Origin of the sequence: Microbacterium sp. NPDC064584 (assembly GCF_040687315.1) — a bacterium.
In the GTDB taxonomy this organism is placed as follows: domain Bacteria; phylum Actinomycetota; class Actinomycetes; order Actinomycetales; family Microbacteriaceae; genus Microbacterium; species Microbacterium lacus.
Window position 1 is genome coordinate 276,397 of record NZ_JBFBMZ010000002.1, and the last position, 19,783, is coordinate 296,179.

At 67.3% G+C, this 19,783-nt stretch carries 6 protein-coding genes; 4 read left to right on the plus strand and 2 right to left on the minus strand.

Annotated features, from left to right (window positions below):
- The first annotated feature begins 56 nt into the window (after nucleotides 1-56).
- The 4 genes from AB0P18_RS05845 to AB0P18_RS05860 all read left to right on the plus strand — a co-directional run bounded on the left by AB0P18_RS05845 (nucleotide 57) and on the right by AB0P18_RS05860 (nucleotide 18,541).
- Complete coding sequence (locus tag AB0P18_RS05845; RefSeq protein ID WP_363359325.1) at nucleotides 57-9,704, plus strand: neuraminidase-like domain-containing protein; 9,648 nt, start codon at nucleotides 57-59, stop codon at nucleotides 9,702-9,704.
- A complete protein-coding gene (locus AB0P18_RS05850) occupies nucleotides 9,697-10,068 on the plus strand; it encodes a nucleotidyltransferase domain-containing protein (RefSeq protein ID WP_363359326.1) in 372 nt (123 codons plus the stop codon). Before AB0P18_RS05845 ends, AB0P18_RS05850 begins: the two co-directional genes overlap by 8 nt.
- A gap of 97 nt (nucleotides 10,069-10,165) precedes the next feature.
- Nucleotides 10,166-17,710, plus strand: a complete 7,545-nt coding sequence (locus AB0P18_RS05855) for a SpvB/TcaC N-terminal domain-containing protein (protein ID WP_363359327.1) — start codon at nucleotides 10,166-10,168, stop codon at nucleotides 17,708-17,710.
- Nucleotides 17,711-17,920: 210 nt separating this feature from the next.
- Nucleotides 17,921-18,541: a hypothetical protein gene (locus AB0P18_RS05860; protein ID WP_363359328.1), complete on the plus strand. Its 621-nt coding sequence runs from the start codon at nucleotides 17,921-17,923 to the stop codon at nucleotides 18,539-18,541.
- Nucleotides 18,542-18,745: 204 nt separating this feature from the next.
- On the opposite strand, the gene AB0P18_RS05865 is transcribed toward AB0P18_RS05860, so the two are convergent.
- Both AB0P18_RS05865 and AB0P18_RS05870 read right to left on the minus strand, forming a co-directional pair.
- The gene (locus AB0P18_RS05865; protein ID WP_363359329.1) at nucleotides 18,746-19,321 is read right to left on the minus strand and encodes a hypothetical protein; all 576 of its coding nucleotides are present in this window, start codon (nucleotides 19,319-19,321) and stop codon (nucleotides 18,746-18,748) included.
- Nucleotides 19,322-19,328: 7 nt separating this feature from the next.
- Nucleotides 19,329-19,757, minus strand: a complete 429-nt coding sequence (locus tag AB0P18_RS05870) for a single-stranded DNA-binding protein (RefSeq protein WP_363359330.1) — start codon at nucleotides 19,755-19,757, stop codon at nucleotides 19,329-19,331.
- Nucleotides 19,758-19,783: the final 26 nt, after the last annotated feature.

Below are 19,783 nucleotides of genomic sequence, written 5' to 3' on the forward strand. Positions count from 1 at the left end.
GCTGCAACCGCGGATGATCGACTGTTCCACCTCCACGCGCTTCGAAGGGGAGTCCGGTGGTCGATGCAATGTCTCGAGCGTCCTCTGAGAAGCTGCTGGCGCTTTCTCCCGGTCGGCGCCGCACCCTCGCCGCCGCTCGAATCCTGTCGTCGATGGGCGGTGACGGTCAGAAGACCGAGGCGACGATCGCCGCGGCATCCCGCGCCCTGGTCGAATTCCAGGAGAAGGCCGGGCTGCCTCCGAGCGGCGCCGCCGACGACACGACGGTCGCGAGGCTCGTGGCGGAAGTCGCGCATACGCACATCGCCACTAGCCCCATGCGCACACAACGCGTGCAAACTCTCCTCGCCAAGGCCGGGTTCGAGCCGAGCGCCGACGAGCGGGGGACCAGGATGGTCGGCCACTCCACGCTCGAGGCCGTCAAGGGATTCCAGGAGAGCGCGGGCCTTAAGGTCGACGGGCTCGTTGGCAAGCAGACCCTCGCCGCGCTGCGCGAAGCGGCGCTCACGAGCACGCTCTCGAGTCGTCGACAGACCGCGAAGCTGCAGAGCGCCGTTCTGAAGGTGGTCGCGGTGCGCAAGCTCGACGTCCGCGTCGATGCGGGGGAGCTCCGGTCACGGACCCTGGGCGACACGACCGCGGCCGCTGTGTCGGCGCTTCAAAAGTCGTTCGGGCTTCCTGTCACCGGGCGGGTCGATGTCGCGACCTTCGAGAGGATCACGGCCGCGGCGGCGAGTCGGCGTCCTCCCCCCAAGCCGTTGCAGCCACCGACGCTGAAGGAACTGCAGACGGTGCGCCGCAACGTCCGGCTTAACATGTCGAGCAAGGATGTCACCGTCGTGCAGAGCGCGCTAGCGTATCTCGGCCATCCTCCCGCCGAAGCGGAATTCGCCGCGGCCCGGTTCGGAAAGAGCACCCGGCTCGCGGTCCTCGCGTTCCAATCCGCCAACAAGCTTCCCCCGACCGGCGCGGTGGATGGCCCGACGCGCGCCGCCATCAACAGGCACATCCGCGCCGCCGCACCGGGGCCCGACTACCCTCGTCGCATCAGAGGAGCAGTTCGGAATGCGGCCTGGGAGGGACGCCCCGACGTCACCGTGGAACTCTCCACAGATCCCCCCACCGGTGCAGCGACGGTCATCGCAACCCGGCGAACCCTTCCCAACGGGTTCTTCGACATCCCGTACACCGCCCCGCACGACCCCGCGAGCGGCCAGCCGGTGACGCCCCTCGCCCTGAAGGTCCGCTACGTGGACGACGGCGGAAACGAGCTCGGCGTCAAGCGACTGCTCAACCCCACCGCGACGTGCTGGGCGAACTTCACCGAGGGGCCTTACCCCTATCGCGGTGACAGCCTCGAGGACACCCTTCTGAGGGCTCTGGCCGGCGTGGGCGTAACCGACGTGTCGGTAGTGCAGGAGACGGCCGAGCGCACGGATGTCTCGAGGGCCGCGGCGCAGGCGGGGCTGTCCCAGGACGATGTCATGCGCCTCATCCTTGCGGCGCGCTGTGAGACGGTGCTCGGTGGTCGGATCGATCGCCATGTGTGCTTCGCGCTGCTCGCACAGAGTCTCCCCGCCGCGGCGCCGAGTGATCTGCTCGCCCAGACCTACGAGTGGACGCTGATCGATCAGCTGGTGGACCGCATCGCGTCGGGCATCGCGTTCATGGATCCGACGCTCGCGCGGAGCGCACTCGAGTCGGCGCTCGCGAGCAACCTCGTGGGGATAGGCATGGCTGCGCGGATCGAGGCGATCCTGACCGATCTCGACGTGACGCGACGGCGGATGGCGCTCGATCGCCCGCTCCTGGTCGGCAACGGCACGCTCCGGGCCACCCTCGAGCGCACCACAGTGCCGGAAGCCGTCTACGCCGCCGTGGCGGACGCCTTCGCGAGCACCGGAGGGATGGGCCCGATCTTCTGGGAGATCGTCCGAGCCGCACCCGACGACTTCGGCGGGGTCGACGCCGTGGCGTCGCTCGAGCAGGGCGTCGAGATCGGGCTCGTCGCCAAGAATCACCCGCCGACCCTCGATGTCCTGGTGGAGCGCATCAACGATCCGGCGGACGACGAGCTCAAGACCACGCGCGATCTGGCGAAGTGGGGTCCGGCACAGTGGGACCAGCTCGTCGCGGAGGTCGGCTCGGTGCCCGACAACACCGACGGCGCGGACGACCCCGCCAGGGAGGCGACCTTCGCGAGAACGATGCAGGCGCAAGCGCACCGGCTGTTCCCGACCGTCGCGCTCACCGCCGCGGTGAAACGCGGCGGCGCGGCGAACTTCACCGCAGTCGATGAGATCGAGAAGCTCGTCGACGATCATCCGCAGTTCGAGCTGCGGACGAGCAGCGTCGACTCGTTCATCGCGGCGAACGCCCCCCAGGCCGCCCCGGCGTTGCGCACCGAGATGAGGGTGCTTCAGCGGGTGAACCGGCTCGCCCCGACGACCGAGACCGCGACAGCCCTGCTGGATGCCGGCATCCACAGCTCCGTGCAGGTGCTGTCGCTCGGGCCCGAGGGCTTCACCGCGAAGCTTGCCTCCCTGAACATCGATGCCGAGACGGCATCCAGCATGTTCGCGTATGCCGAGATTCAGTACGCGCAGGTCCTGCAGCGGCTCGGCGAGTTCCGCTCCGAACTGCAGAGCACGCTGCCGGCCGCGCTGTCCCCCCTCGTGCTGACCGCCGAGGTGCGGGCGCAGATCCTGAAGGACCTCCCTGACCTCGAGACGCTGTTCGGTCCGCTGGATGCCTGCGACTGCCCCCACTGCTCCTCGATGTACGGTCCGGCCGCCTATCTTGCCGACGTTCTGCGGTTCCTCGACGAGCATGAGGCCACCACGGGCGGAAGGACGGTCCGCGCCGTGATGTCTGAACGCCGTCCCGACATCACGAAGATCAAGCTGAACTGCCCCAACACCGACATGGTCGTGCCGTACATCGACCTCACCAACGAGATCCTGGAGGCGGCCTACCCGGGATCCGCCGCGGTGACCGATCGCCAGACGACGCTCCCGACCGACGAGCTGAGGGCGGCGCCCGAGCATCAGGACGACACCGTCTACGAGCACCTGCGCACCTCCGACGTGCCGATCTCATCCTCCTATGACCTCTGGCAAGACCAGACGCGGACACTGCTCGCCCACCTCGGAGTGCCTCGCTGGCGTCTCATGGAGCTGTTCCGACCACCCGCCGCAGCCGCGGATGCCGAAGTCGACACCGCCGCGGAGTACTTCGCGATCTCGACCCACGAGAGGTCGCTCATCACGTCCGCGAGACCGGCGGCGGCCCAGCAGACCGCGCTCTGGGGCTTCGACGCCACCCGCGCAGCGATCCCCGTCCTGGAGGTGATGGAGCGCACCAAGCTGACATATCTCAAGCTGCAGCTGCTGCTCCAGAACGCGTGGATCACACCGACGGGGGAGCAGTCGCTGCGCATCACGCGCCCGGCGTTGAGCGCCGACCTCACTCTCCAGTCCCTGGGAAACGTCAGTCCGGCCAAGCTCGACCGGGTCCACAGACTGCTGCGGCTGGCGCGGCACACGCCCTGGGATCTGTGGGAGCTGGGCCTGCTGCTCACCGCGCCCCGCATCGGCGGGGGTGCACTGGACGGTTCCGCGCTGGTGGAGATGGCCGCCGCGGCCCGGCTCGCCGAGCGGCTCGGCATCGACGCCCAGCGGCTCGCCTCGTGGTTCGGTGACATTCCGACCGTCGGCAGGCCCAACTCGAGCGACCCGACCGACCTGGCGACCGCCGGGCCGTCGCTGTACGCGATCACCTTACTTCGACGTGCCGTCACCGGTTCGACGGACCCCGCGTTCGATCCCGCACCCGACGGCGGCGACCTCGAAGATCATCGACCCGCTCTGCTGGCCGCCCTGACGATCACCGACTCAGCGCTGACCGCCCTCCTCGAACGCACCGGCACGACGAACGACGAGAAAACCCTCGCGGCGCTCGCGGCGTGGGTGGGTCTGTCCACCGCGCTGCGATCGGACCTCACCGATCTCCTCCTCGCCGCGGGCCTGCTGCGGCCCCTGGTGGCCGACCCCTTCGCCTCACCCTCCGACCTCCTCTCCTTCCTCGATCTCCTCGCGGATCTCCAGCGGTCCGGCCTGACGATCCGGGAACAGGACTTCCTCCTCGGGGTGCGGCCGGATTCCCCGATGGCACCGACCGCGGAGGCGGTCGCGGCGGCGCTCGGCGCTCTGCGGGAGGGGCTTCGCACCGCTCCCTCGACGTCGCTCGCGGGGCAGATCGCCGCGACGGTCGCATCCGCCACCGGTCTTCAGCCCGCCCAGGCCAAGCTGCTGCTCGACGCGTCGGACGCCAACGGCAAGCTGCTGGATGCCTTCCTCGACCCGGAGCTGCTCAGGCGGAACAGTGCCGGCGAGTTCGTGCATGCCGAGGTCACCGCGACCGACTTCCCGCGTCTCGACGTCGTCTACCGCAAGCTCCTGAAGATCGGCCGGGTCGCGCGCGCGCTGTCGATCGACACGGAAGGCCTGACGTGGCTCATCGCGCACGGCAGCGCTCCCGGCCTCCGACTGGTCGATCTCCCGGTCACCGTCCTCCCGGCCGTGTCCGTCCCCGACGAGTGGATGCGCCTCCTGCGTTGGCTGCGCGCGGAACGACAGCTGCTGCGGCAGTCCGGTCAGGTGGCGAGCGCCCCCGGCGTTCCGCCCGCGGCTCCCGCCGACACACCCCGTGAGCTGTTCCACCGTGCCGCGACGGGAAGACCCATCGATGAGGTGCGCGGCGTTGCGGCAGGACTGACCGGCCTCGAGGAGGCCACCCTCGCCTCGGTCGACGGCGCATCGGTCGCGTCCTACGCGGATCCCGAGTTCCTGCTGCGCCTCGCGGACATCGCCGAGACGGTGCGCCGCATCGGCGCGGCCTCGACGGTGGTCGCCGTCTGGGCGGTGAGAGCCCGGCCCGCGGGCCCGTCGGAGCGCGACGTCGCACGCGCCGTCACCCTCGCGGTGAAGGCGAAGCATGAACGCGCTGCCTGGCTGGCGATCCTCACTCCGTTGCAGGACGTGTGGCGGGAGCGCAAGCGCGACGCGCTCGTGGCCGCCCTGATGGAGAACGCCGCTCGCACGGAGGCGCCCGACGTGCAGATCGACGGGCAGACGTATCCGAACGCTCGGCGGTGGACCTCGACGGCGGACCTGCTGGCGTATTTCCTGATCGACGTGGAGACCACTCCGAAGGTTCAGACCTCCCGCATCAAGCACGCCATCGGCAGCGTGCAGATGTTCGTGCAGCGGGCGCATCTCAACATCGAGAAGCCCCACGTCGTGATCACGACGGGCGACAAGGCCGACCTGACGTCGCCACACAGCTGGCGCCAGTGGAAGTGGATGAAGAACTATCGCATTTGGGAGGCGAACCGGAAGATCTTCCTCTACCCCGAGAACTGGATCGAGCCGGAGCTTCGCGACGACAAGACGCCTCTCTTCCGCGCGCTCGAGCAGGAGCTGCTCTCCGGTGAGATCACTGCCGAAAGCAGCGAGACCGCTCTGCGGAACTATCTCGCGAAGCTCGACGAGCTCGCGAATCTCGAGGTGGTGGGCGTGCACCACGAGATCGATGACAATCACCCGTGGGATAACCTCGGGCCCTCCGTCAACTTGCTGCACGTCATCGGACGCACCCGCGCCGAACCGCGCAAGTACTACTACCGTCGCTTCGATCTCATCGCCTCGATCTGGACCCCGTGGGAGTCGATCGAGACGGACATCGTCGCCGATCAGGTGCTGCCGGTGGTCTACAACCGCACACTCCACCTCTTCTGGCTCCAGTTCACCGAGAAGCCGCAGAAGGGCAAGACCCAGCCCGCTGCGCAGCCGACTTCGGGGACGAAGCCCGCGCCGGAACCCCTCATGCAGCTCGAGATCCAGCTCTCGTGGACGCTGCGGCGCAGCGACGGATGGACGTCCAAGCAGACGGCGCCGCAGAAGCTGGTGCATCCGTGGCCGCGCCCGCAGCGCACCTACACCCTCAAGCCGCGATATCACAGCGCGGAGAACGAGCTCTGGATCGACGTCTACCTGTCCATGAGCGCGGAGTTCAACAACGGCACGTTCTGGGATCCGTTCGCCGGCGCTATGCGAAGGCTGACGAGCCGGAGCTTCGATCAGACGGCGCGGCCGTGGCACTCGTCGTCGTTCGTGTTCGACGGGCGGGTTCTGGCCCTGCGGCTCAAGCCGCTGAGCGGCGTCTACCACGTTCTCGGCCCCGACGGCCAGCCGAACCCCGTCCTCCAGGCATCCGACTCGTTCACGTTCGTGAGGAGCCTTTCCGACCCGCAGCACCGCGTGCTCCAGCAGCTGAAGACGACGGCTCAGGTGTCTGCCCGGATCGTGCAGCCGTCGGGCATGCACCTGGAGTCCGGCCGGCTGCGCAGCAACATGGATGCGCCGAGCGTCGCACCGGTCAACGTGCTGCAGAGCGGCGCCGACGTCGCCCTGCTCGCTTCCGGGCGGCCACCGTTCTGGACCGCGCAGAGCCTGCATCGGATCCAGCTCGACACCGCGGCCGACCGCAGCCCGTTCTTCTACATCGACGCGGCCCGGTCGTACTTCGTCACGTCGAAGTGGGCGAACATCCGCATCGACTCGAGCACGACGGCGCAGCGGCTGCAGTACACCTTCGCCCCCTTCCACCATCCCTACGCCCACCTGATGCTCCGGGAGCTGAATCGGTCGGGGCCGGACGGCGTTCTCAACCGCACCATCCAGCGATTCCCGGCGAGCTTCCCGCCGGGAAACTCCTTCGACTTCTCCTCGTACGGCCCGGTCGCCGGTGTCGCCTCCGCCGATCCGACCGCACAGAAGGACATCATCGACTTCTCCCGCTCCGGCGCCATGTCGGCGTATAACTGGGAGGTCTTCTTCCACATCCCGCTCCTGATCGCCTGCCGCCTCGGCACCAATCAGCGGTTCGAGGAGGCGATGGAATGGTTCCACCGCATCTTCGACCCCTCCAACACCGACACGGATTCGGCGCCGCAGCGATTCTGGATTACACGCCCGTTCTACGAGCAGACGGATGCGACCTACCAGGCCGATCGCATAGAGAAGCTCCTCGGAAACGCCGATGACCCGGAGGTCGTCAACAAGATCACGCAATGGCGCAACAACCCCTTCAAGCCGGACGTGATCGCTCGGATGCGCCCGGTCGCATATCAGAAGACGGTCATCCGTAAGTATCTCGACGCGCTCATCGCGTGGGGCGACCAGCTCTTCCGCCGCGACACGATCGAGTCGCTCAACGAAGCGACGCTGCTGTACGTGCTCGCCGGCGAGCTGCTCGGGCGGAGGCCGGAGCACGTGCCTGCCGTTCCACGCGGTGGGAAGTCGTACGAGGAGCTCACGGCCGAGGACAGCCTGGACGCCTTCGGAAACCAGCAGGTCGAGGTGCAGCTGGAGAACCTCACCAACCGGCCCACGATGGTCATCGCCTCCGATGAACCGGGCGCGCTCCCGCTCGTCCGCCTCGCGTATTTCGGGATCCCGTCCAACGACGCACTCCTGGGGTACTGGTCGACGGTCGCCGATCGCCTGTTCAAGCTCCGCAACAGCCTGAACATCGCCGGGGTGTTCCGGCAGCTTCCGCTGTTCGAGCCTCCCATCGACCCTGCGCTGCTGGTGAGGGCGGCCGCGATGGGCGTCGACCTGTCGAGCGTTCTCGATCCGCCGTCGGCCAAGGGGTCGCCGTACCGTCATGCGACGCTGATCGCGTCGGCCCGCTCGGCCGCGGAGGAAGTTCGGGCGCTGGGCGACCGGATGCTCGCGGTGCTCGAGCGCCGGGACGCCGATGCCCTCGAGCGGCTGAGGGCCGGCAACGATATCGCCCAGGTGCAGCTGATCCAGCGCGTCCGGGAGACGCAGCTCATGGAGGCGCTGCGCGCGCGGGAGGCGGTCGAGGCCGGCGCGGCAGCTTTGGAGCTGCGGGTCGAGCACTACAGCAGCCAGCCCAGGGTGAACGACTGGGAGACGGCAGCCAACGTCGTGCACACCCTCGGCATAGTGTCGCAGGTCGTCGGCACCGTGCTGAACACCGTCGGGGGCGCCGCGAGCCTCGTTCCCTCCTTCAAGGCCGGCGCGTCGGGATTCGGTGGCTCGCCGACGCTCACGGTGGAATTCGGAGGCAAGAACGTCTCGGACTCGGTGGGAGCTTTCGCTCGCCTCTTCGACGGCCTCGGCGGCATCCTGCACTCCACGGGAAGCCTGCTCGAAACGCAAGGCGCGTACGAGCGCCGCTACGAGGACAACCAGTTCCAGGCGGAGCTGGCTCGCAAGGAGCTCGATCGGCTGGCGAAGGACGTCGTGGTCGCCCAGATCCGCGAGGCGGTCGCTCAGCACGAACTGGACGCCCAGATCCGCGCGGTGGAGAACGCGCAGAGCGTGGACGAGCTGCTGCGCAGCAGATTCACCGGGGCGGAGCTGTACGAGTGGGCAATCGGGCAGCTGTCGACGGTGTACTTCCAGGCCTATCAGCTCGCCTTCGACCGTGCGCGACAGGCGGAGGAGGCGTACCGCTACGAGACCGGCGATCGCACGACTCCGCCGATCGTCCAGTTCGGCTACTGGGACAGCCTGCGCAAGGGGCTGCTGGCGGGGGACCGGCTCTCCAACGACCTTCGACGGCTCGAGGCCGTGGTTCTGGAGAAGAACCGACGGCGGCTGCAGGCGACGACCCGCGTGTCTCTCGCCTCCCTCATGCCGGGCAAGCTCCTCGAGCTGAAGGCGACCGGCCGGACGGAGATCGAGCTTGCGGAGTGGCTGTTCGCGCGTGAGAACCCGGGCTGGTGCAATCAGCGCATCCGGTGGGTCGCGGTCGATGCTCCGTGCGTCACGACCTCGTTCGCGGGTGTCCACGCGTCGGTCACGCTCACGCAGGCGGTGGTGCGCACGTCGCCCGACGCGAAGCCGCAGTTCGGCGATGCGTTCGCGGGCGGCGACGGATTCATTTCCGCGATGCCCATGATCACGACCATCCGCACGAGCCACGGAGTGGACGATCGGGGTCGGCACCCGGAGACGGCGCCGGACGATCGCTACGAGCCGTTCGAGGGTGCCGGACTCATCAGTCACTGGACGATCGAGCTCGATCCGCGTGACAATGCCTTCGACATCGAGACCCTCACCGACTTCGTCCTGACGATCGGGTACGAGGGGGATGCTGGGTCCGCCGCGCTCGTCGCGCAAGCCCGCGCGGCCGTCGCCGAGGCGGTTCCGCGGCGCGGCGCCGCCTTGGTGTGGCTCGACGGCGCCCGAGCGACGGAGTGGGTGAGGTTCTTGCATCCGCCGACAGGACAGGAGCAGACCCTGACTCTCGAGGTCGGTCCGGAGATCCTCACGTTCCTGCAGCGCCAGCACACCGGCACCAACCGGCTGGCTGTCGTCGCGGCCGACCTCGTGATCGACGGGGCCTTCGCACAGTGGGATGCGAGACTTACTCCGCCCTCGACTGACACCCACCCCTCCGCTCAGGTGGAAGCGACGGCGGCGACCGGCGGGGCTTTCGGCGAACTCGCCCACGCGCCGTTCACCTGGCCAGCGGCGACCGCTCCCGATGTGCTCGGCACGTGGGTGCTGCAGCTGAAGGACAAGGGCGAACAGGAGTGGGATGCTCTCGGCGACGACGCCGTCGGCCACGCCTGGCTGCTGCTGCGATTCGAGGCGACGAATGCCTGAGGCCCCGCCGCGGTTCGCGGTCACCCTCGCGGGACGGATCGCGGCTCAGGCACGGCCTCTCGCGGTGCTGATGTTCGGCTCGTGGAGCAAGGGGATCGCCGACATCCACAGCGACCTCGACCTCATCGTCGTCCTCGACCGGCCGCCCACCCCTGCTCTTCGGGGTGAGCTGATGGACGTCGCAGCCTCCGTTCCAGTCGGCGTGGACCTCCTGTTCTGGACCCCGCGCGATCTCGCCGCCGCGCGCAGCGACCCCTACGGATTCCGGGGATCGGCCCTCCACTCCGCGGTGACCCTCTATTCCCGCTCGGAGGCCTCGCCGCTGCTGGCGCCGCGGGAGACAGCGCGGCGGCATGATCCCTGACGCTCAGCCGGCGGACCGCCTCACCGGCAGACCCACTCGCGGCGCCCCTCAGGCGCCGAAGCTTGATCTGCCGAAGGGTGGCGGCGCGATCCGGGGGTTGGGTGAGAAATTCTCCTCCAACCCGGTGAACGGCACCGGATCGATGTCGGTGCCGCTGTCGACCAGCCCCGGCCGTTCCGGCTTCGGACCGGACCTCTCGCTCTCCTACGACTCCGCGTCCGGCAACGGTCCCTTCGGATTCGGATGGACGCTCTCCCTCGCGTCGGTCACCCGCAAGACCGACGACGGGGTCCCGCGATACCTCGACGAGATCGACTCCGACGACTTCGTGCTTTCCGGCGCCGACGACCTCGTCCCCCTGCTTGTAGAGGATCCGCCGGGGACGTGGCATGCCCCACCCGCAACGTCGCGAGTCGTCGACGGCAGAACGTATTCGGTCGCCCTCTATCGGCCGCGCATCGAAGGAGCGTTCGCGCGCGTCGAGCAATGGACCAACCTCGCCGATCTCGCCGACGTCGTCTGGCGGACGATATCGAGGGACAACGTCACGAGCTGGTACGGCCGCAGCGCACGGAGCCGCATCGCCGACCCGGCGGATCCGCGCCGGATCTTCAGCTGGCTCCTCTGCGAGACGCACGACGACAAAGGGAACGTCGTCGTCTACGACTACCGCCCCGAGGACTCCGAGCGGATCTTCGAGGACGCCGCGGGCGGGCACCTCGCCAAAGCGCACGAGCAGAACCGGGACGCGGCATCCCGATCCGCGCAGCGATATCCGGACCGGGTCCGCTACGGCAATCGGGCGCCCTACTATCCGCGGCTCGATCCCGCGGCCCCATGGCCGGAGCCTGCGGACGCTCACGCCGAGGACGGCAGCTCCTCGTGGCTATTCGAGCTCGTCTTCGACTACGGCGACCGCGATGAGACCACCCCCACACCCGCCCCGGTCCGCGCGTGGCCCTGCCGCCCCGACCCGTTCTCGGCGGGTCGCAGCGGCTTCGACGTCCGCACCTACCGCACCTGCCGACGAACGCTCATGTTCCACCACTTCCCCGACGAGGCCGGGGTGGGTCGCAACTGCCTGGTCGCGTCGACGGACCTAACCTATTCGAGCGACCTCGATCCGCTTTCTGCGCGAAATCCGGTGTACACGTTCCTTGTCGCCGTGACCCAGACCGGCTACCGGCGCTCAGCGGCAGGCTACGACTTCCGGAGCCGCCCGGCGGTGGAGCTGCGATACTCGGAGCCGCGGCTGGACGACACGGTGCACGAGGTCGAGCGCGGGTCTGTCGACGAGGTGCCTCTGGCGCTCGCCGACGAGCGCCACCGCTGGATCGATCTCCATGGCGACGGCGTTCCTGGCATCCTCACCGAACAGTCGGGTGCGTGGTTCTACGAGCGCAATCTCAGCCCGATCTCCAAACGACCGGACGGCACGAGTGCCGCCCGGTTCGCCGCCGCCGAGCCGGTCGGCGCCAAGCCGACAGCCGCCCTGCAGCAGGGCGCGGACTTCTTCGACCTGGGAGGGGACGGAAGCCTCGACATCGTCGCCTTCGATGGATCCGCGCCCGGATTCTTTCAACACGACGGCATTGACGGATGGCTTCCCTTCGTGCCGCTCAACGCTCCGCCCGTCGTCGACCTGAGCGACCCAAATCTGAGATTCGTCGATCTCGACGGCGACGGCCGCCTGGATCTGCTCATCACCGAGGACGACGCGCTCATCTGGTACCAGTCGCTCGGCGAATCCGGGTTCGAGCCCGGTCGACGTATCCCGCACACGATCGACGAGCGGGATGCGCCGAGGGTCGTGTTCCGCCACGCGGGAGAGTCGATAAACCTCGCCGACGTCACGGGGGATGGACTGTCCGACATCCTGCGCATCCGCAACGGCGACGTCTCGTACTGGCAGAACTTCGGTCACGGACGCTTCGGCCCCAAAGTGACGATGGATCACGCGCCCTGGTTCGATGCGCCCGATCAGTTCGACCCCAGGAGGCTGCGGCTCGTCGACGTCGACGGAAGCGGGACGACCGACATCCTCTACCTTCACAGCACCGGTGTCCTGATCTTCTTCAATCAGTCCGGCAACGGATGGAGCGCACCGCAGCCTCTGGCGATCACGCCGCTCACGGACGACGTCGACCGAATGATCTGCGCCGACCTCTTGGGAAACGGCACGGCGTGCCTCGTGTGGACCTCGCGGATGCCGGGAGGCACCGTGCGCCCGTCCCGATACGTCGACCTGATGGGCGCGCAGAAGCCCCACCTCCTCACCTCCACCATCAACAACATGGGTGGCGAGACGCACGTCACTTACACGTCGTCCACGAAGTTCGCTCTGCAGGACCGGCTTTCCGGCCGTCCGTGGCTCACCCGCCTTCCGTTCCCCGTCCACGTCGTTGAGCAGGTCGAGACGATCGACCGCGTCGCCCGCACCCGCTTCGTGAGCCGCTACGCCTACCATCACGGCTGCTTCGACAGCCACGAGCGCGAGTTCCGCGGGTTCGGGATGGTCGAGCAGCTCGACACCGCCGCCTTCGAGGACCATGTCCTGGGCGTCGCCGGCATCGACGGACTCCAGGAGACGGCGCCCGAGTTCTTCCAGCCTCCCGTGACCACTCGCACCTGGTATCACACCGGTGCGTTCGCGGACGCCGCGCGGCTGACGCACGGATACCGCGACGAGTATTACCTCGCCGAACAGCACCTCCCCCCGCCGCACCTTCCCGAGGGCCTCGAGACCTCCGAGTGGCGGGAGAGTGTCCGCGCCCTCCGCGGCGCCATGATCCGTCAAGAGGTCTACAGTCACGACGGCTCCGCCGTCCAGGAGCATCCGTACGCCGTGACGGAAGGCGCGTTTGAAGTGCGTCGGCTGCAGCCGCGAGGCAAGAGCCGCCACGCCGTCTTCCTCCCGATACGCCGCGAGAACGTGCTACTCAGCTACGAACGCGATCCACTCGACCCGCGCATCTCGCATACGCTCGAGCTCGACCTCGACGAGTACGGCAACCCCCGTAGGACGTGCGATGTGGTCTACGGCAGGCGGCTCGCGGACCCCGGACTGCCGGTGGAGGTCACGCGCGCCCAGCAGGAGCTTTATGTGGCCTGTGGCGAGTTCTCCTACACCGAGGACCTCGAGGACGCCGACGCGCTCCGAGGGCGCGTGCCGTACGCGTGGCGCAAATCGGAGATCACGGGTATCCGTCCGGCCGGCGGGCTCTTCTCGTTCGGGGAGCTCGCGCTGCTCGTCGGGCAGGCGGTCCCCATCGACTACGAGGTCGTCGCGGACGGAGCGTCGCCGCAGCGGAGACTCCTCGCCGACGAACGCACGACATTCCTGGATAACGGCCTCGACCCGATGCCGCTGGGGGAATGGGACACCCTGGGGCTCGCGCACCAGAGCTACAGCCTCCGGCTCACGCCGGGCACCCTCGCGGTGCAGTACGCCGGAGCGGTGACGGATGCCGATCTCAGCGCAGCCGGCTATCTGCAATTGTTCGGCGAGCCCGGATGGTGGTCGCCGTCGGCGACATCCATCTACCCGCCGGCGCCCGCCGACGAGTTCTTCCTCCCCGTCGGGACGACCGATCCCCTCGGCCTCGCCACGGTCGCGACGTTCGACGCCTATCGGCTCCTCACGGAATCCGTGCGCGTGGTGCAGGCCGCCTGGACCGCGACGACCGTCGTCAACGACTACCGGGTGCTCGCACCGGTCCTGCTGACGGATGTCAACGGCAACAGGTCGGCCGTCCAGCACGACGAACTCGGCATGGTTGTCGTGACGGCGATCATGGGGAAAATCGGAGCGAGCGACGGCGATGATCTTGCCGATCCGACATCCCGGCTGGAGTACGAGCTGTTCAACTGGCAGCTCCACGGTAAGCCCAACTACGTTCGCACTCTCACGCGGGAGCAGCATGGCGTCACAACCTCGCCCTGGCAGGAAATGTACGCCTACTCGACAGGTGGCGGAGAAGTGGGGCTCGTGAAGGCTCTCGTCCATCCGGGGCGCGCCCTGCGAGTGAACGCCGATAGCTCCGCCACCGAGGTCGACGCAGACCCGCGCTGGCTCGGCAGCGGTCGCGTGATCGTGGACAACAAGGGCAACGTCGTCAAGCAGTACGAACCATATTTCAGCGTCACCAACGAGTTCGAGGACGACAAGTCTGTAAGTGAGATCGGTGTCACGGCCATCGCGCACTTCGATCCGCTCGGCCGCGTCATTCGCACAGACATGCCCGACGGAACGTTGACGCGAGTCGAGTTCAGCCCATGGTTCACCCGGTCATTCGACGCCAACGACACCGTCGCCGACAGTGACTGGTATGCGCTCCGGGGCAGCCCCGATCCCACGGTCGAACCCGAGCCACAGGACGACCCCGACCGACGGGCGGCCTGGCTCGCTGCGCGGCATTCCGGCACGCCCGCCGTGACGCACCTCGACAGTCTGGAGCGCGCCGTGTACGCGGTCGCGGACTACGGGGGAGGCAAGACCGCGGCGATAAAGACGGAGTCGGATCTTACGGGCCGCTTCTCGCGGATCATCGACCAGAAGCAGCGGGAGGTCGCGAGTGGATTCGCCGCGATCGGCGGTTCGCCCGTGATCAGCGAGAGCGCCGAGCGTGGCCGACGCTGGACATTCGTCGACGTCCTGGGACGGCTCGTCCGGACCTGGGACGAGCACGGCCGTCGGTTGCGCCTCGAATACGACGAACTGCATCGTCCCATCAGCTCATTCGTAGGGGAGGGTGGCACACCGGACATCCTGCACGCCCACATAATCTTCGGTGACCGCCTCGGTGCCACTCAGGCGAGACAGCTGAATCTCTTGGGCGTCGCGCACGTCGTCTTCGATCAGAGCGGGTATTTCCGCATCCCGGGTATCGACTTTAGGGGCCGCCCGACATCGGTCGAACGCGTCCTCACGGCGATGGACGTCGACACGCCGGACTGGAGCTCCGTGAGCGCTCAGACAAACGTCGCGGCAGCACTCGCGGCTGCCGCCCCCCTGCTCGACCCCTCGGAGATTTTCACATCGGCAGCCGACTACGATGCGCTCGATCGGCCGACGCGGGTGACTCTGGCGGACGGTACCGAGATGCTGCCGGTTTACAACCGAGCCGGATTCCTTGCGTCGATGAGCGCGCGGATCCGAGGCGAAGGCCCGACGATCGACTTCCTGAAGGCGCAGGACTGCGATGCCAAAGGGCAGAGAACCTACGCTCATCATGGCAACGATGTCGTGGCGCGGTTCGCGCACGACCCGGAGACATTCCGGCTTACCGATCTTGTCAGCGCTCCAGTCGGAGACGACGCGGAAACCGAGGCCCTACAGCGACTGCGGTACTCCTACGATCCGGTCGGCAACATCACGCAGATAAGAGACGACGCGCAGCAGACCCGGTTCTTCAACAACGCGGTCGTGGTTCCGGAGACGCGCTACGAGTACGACGCGATCTATCAGCTCACGAAGGCGACCGGCCGAGAACTGGCGGGGGTGGTGAACGACGCCATCCGCACGAACACGGATCTCGACGCGGTCACGCTCAAGCACCCCAACGATCTCACATCAGTGCGCACCTACACCGAAGAGTACGAGTACGACCTGCTGGGAAACATCACTCGGCTCGCCCATCGTTTCCGCTCCGAACTGGGCGCGGGCAGCGGCTGGACTCGGCGCTTCCGGTACGCACGAGATGAAGCGCCCACCGACCGCACCAACCGCCTCACTTCGACGAGTCGTGCAGGTGACCCGGAGGCTGGACCGTTTTCCGATGCATATGCTCACGATGTATACGGGAACATGGCGCGCATGCCGCACCTCGCGTCAATGCAGTGGAACGCCTCTGATCAACTGCACAGCGTGGATCTCGGCGGCGGCGGAAGGGCTCGGTACGACTACGCGTTCAGCGGCCAACGAATCCGGAAGGTGATCGAGCGGGCGGGAAACCTGAACCTCGAATGGATCTACCTCGGCGCGGTGCAGCTCTTCCGACGGCGGCGCCGTGAGACCGGAGAGCTGCGCTTCGAACGATCGACCGTTCACATCGGCGACGGCACCGACCGAATCGCGCAGGTTGATACCAAGATCCGCGATGACGACAACACCGACCCTTCGAACCCGCTCGGCGTGCCGCTGATCCGATACCAGTACACGAACCACCTCGGTTCGGCGGTGCTGGAGACCGATGCCACCGGCGAGCCCATCTCCTACGAGGAGTATCACCCGTACGGCACGACCGCCTATCGCTCCGCCAAGCCCGGGGTCGACCTGAGCCTGCGGCGGTTCCGATTCAGCGGGAAGGAGCTCGACGACGAGACCGGCTTGCTCTACTTCGGCGCGCGCTACTACGCGCCATGGCTGGGACGATGGATAAGTCCGGATCCGGCCGGGTTCGCTGACGCCCTGAACCTTTTCAGGTACTGCGCGAACAGTCCGATAATGAATCGGGACCCCACGGGCATGCAGGAGCAGATCTCCTATCTTCTGGATGAGGTCGGCCTGACCGGTGTGTCAGACCCCGCGATCGTGTCGAGCAAATTGCGGGCGGGCGGGTTCGACTTCACTGGCTTCGACTCGGCGGGGCAGGAACTTCCCCCGGACAATGAGAACAGGGGAGTCGGGCTCGTCAAGCCACTCGAAGGCGGCGGCTGGGATGTTGGGCATTGGCTCAAACGTCCCGCCTCAGGGGAGAGTGGGGGTACCGGTACGGGGCCGACGTCTGACACGCCAAAGAAGGACGAAGTCGAGGAAGTAACCGTTAAGGGCGAGAAGAAGTCGGCACCGCCGGCAGTTCACTCAGACGGGGTGGAGCAAGCGCCGGTTCCGGGGGCGGTGCGATCGGTCGTGCAAGAACTCGCCAGGCCCAGCAGCACAACGGGAGGGAGGCCGACAGGCACATTGCACCTGTGGTCCGGCGTGTCCGGCAAGGCCGATGCCAAGGCGTCGATCGCTCGAACCGGCTCGGGCTGGATGATGGGCGACATCGACGGTGCTCCGACACCGGAGCACGCAGCAGGCGAAGCGGAATTCGCCCGAGCGCGTGCGAACGCACCGGGTGGAAAGCTGACGCAGGCAGAATTCGAACGTATCTGGGGACCGCGCTCGGCGTCGGTAGTGAGTCGTGGAGCCCTCGCTGGCCACCCCGTGGAGGCCCACGGCGCTCCTGCACCTACGTCGATTCAGGCCCGGTACGAATGGCCGGCCCGTGCCTGGGGTGGGGGAATCGGGGGTGGGCTGTTCATCGGTACCGGGATGTTCACGGCGATCACGGGTGGGCAGGATCCCAACCCGTGGGTCGCCATACCGCTGGTGCTGGGCGGCGTGGCAGAAGCGACAAGCGGGATCATGTACGGCTCAGGCGCGATACTGGGGTCGGCCGAAGCCATGGCGATCGGTGCGGCCGGTGGCACGCTGTTTGCCGGTGCCACGGCAGCGATCGGCTTCGGCGTGGCATCGGCGCGTTCGTTCGAACGGGGGGACAACGTCGGTGGGGTGGTGAATGGCCTCGGTGCGTTGGGTGGCGTGCTACTGGTTGCGAGCCTGTTCACGCCGGTGGGCTGGGTAGGGCTCCTAGGTGTCGGTTTGGTGGGACTCGCGGCAGGATTCAACATCGGGAGGTGGCTGCAAAGTCCGTGATGCGGGCTTCCGCAGGGGGGATTGTCCGTCGATTGGCACTATCGGTTCCCCGCGCAGATTGAATCGCTCCCGCGGCCGCTCGCTGAGTTCTCTGTCGGCCAACGCCTCATCCGACGGGGAGGCGCAGTTGGCACCAGCGACCGCAAGGGCTTGCAGCAACCTTGTGCTCCGGGGTGGACGGCCATTTCGGGACTGGACCAAACGCAATTCTTGAGCATCGTGGACGACCCTGATGCTGCCTCGCGAATGCTGCTTGACCTCGGCGTAGCGCGGGAGCGCGCCAACGGCGTGGTGGCCCATTACGCCAGCAACGCGCGACGAGTACTCGTCGATACAAAGCACACGCAGGAGCGACTGATTCTCGAGATCCAGCAGCAGCTCGAGTCAGAGCTCATTGATGAGCTGCCGAATGTCTACTCTGCAGAGCTGGGTGCGCTCTTCCGCCAGCTCGCACCGGATTCACCTTTCGCGGCGAGTTCAGCGACCAGGAGCCTGGCGGCTGGTCACGGCGGGAGTACTCCAGTCGTCAACGTGCAGGTAATCGAGCGCGTTGAAGGCATCGTCGCGCAGAACGTAAACGGACTAGTGACGGAGGGCACGCCGGTAGCCGAGCTCATCGAGATTGTCCGTCAGTTCGGCGGCGACGCAGCGGAAGATCTCGAATTTAAAGCGCGGGAGCTTGCCGATTCTGGAGCGCCACATCGAGCTCGTCTGCGAGCACGCCAAGCATTGAAAACTCTCTTGTCGCGAAATGTGGCGAGGATCGAGCAGTCGGCGCACACCGGTGCTTGGAACTGGGTAGTCGGAAGCGTCAGCGACTGGTTGGGATAACCGCAGGACGCATGCGCCTCGCCGCCGGCCGGCTCGCTAAACGGTCCGTCAGCGCGCGAGCCCGACGGTGAACCTGGACCTGACATGCGGGGCTGGTACTTGCGCCGGCCAACGATGAACACTTCGATCGGATGACCAGCGCGCAGACTCGGGCGGTGATCCTCTGTCAATCGGGCAAGATGTGGAAACTTCGCCCGAGTCCCTTCATTGCTGATGATTCGAGTCGTCGGACTCGGCGATGAATGCATCCTCGACGGCCCGCCGCCGCGCCACGTCCGCTACGACGAACCTGCGGAAGTCGGCTGAACGATCCTCGATGGGGATCTCTTCGACCGACGGGGCGGGATCTTCCCCGGGCCACGCGGTCTGACGTGTCGCCCTGTCACGGTCGAGGCGCGAGCCGCAGGCCGCGACCCAGTCGTGCAGGCGTTCGCGGGCCTCGGCGAAGTCCTGGTGCCAGCCGAGGGGAGCGGAACCATGCTGCTCCTCGTCGTACGCGCACAACCAGTGCAGGTGGAGAGCGGAGAGCTCCCAGACGAGTTCGGAGTGTCGGTGCCACAGCGGTGGGATGATCGACGGTCCGAGCCCGTAGGTGCGGCGTAGCCAGTTCACCCACCTGTCGAGCTCGACCCACTCGAACGCCGCTCGATCCGAGGTGAGCACGTTCCAGTTCACCGGGCGGGGCACGCTCGGCAGGCCATCGGCCTCACCTTCGGGGCCGTCCGGCGTCGGTGGCTCGAACTCGTACCCGGGAAAGTGCAGGGGCTCGTCGGTCGTCATCAGGCGCTCAGATGGCCACGGGACGGACCGCCGGCTTTGCCGTCGACGGGGCGGATGCCGCCACAGACGGAAGCGCGTTGCGGCGGCGTTGCAGTATGTAATTGGTGCGCGCGGAGTCGTGTCCGAGGCGCTTGGCGACGAACTCTTCGGTCTCGACCGTGTCGCCGTCGCGTTCCCGCGTCGAGGTGTGCGTGTATCCCTCGGCGATGAATACGTCGCCCTTGTTGAACATCGCATAGGCCCGCTCCGCGTTGCGTCGGAACATGACGAGGTCGTGGTACGTGGTCTCGGTCTGAGTGAAGGTGCCGTCATCGTTGCGTTCGAAGTGCTCCTGCCCGATACGCACCCAGAAGCGGGCTTCGCCTTTCGCGTTGAATGCGAGTTGAGGCTGCGACGCGATGAACCCGGACAGAGATTGCTGGGTGTGGATAGTCATCGGATGCTCCTACCAAAGGGCCGCAG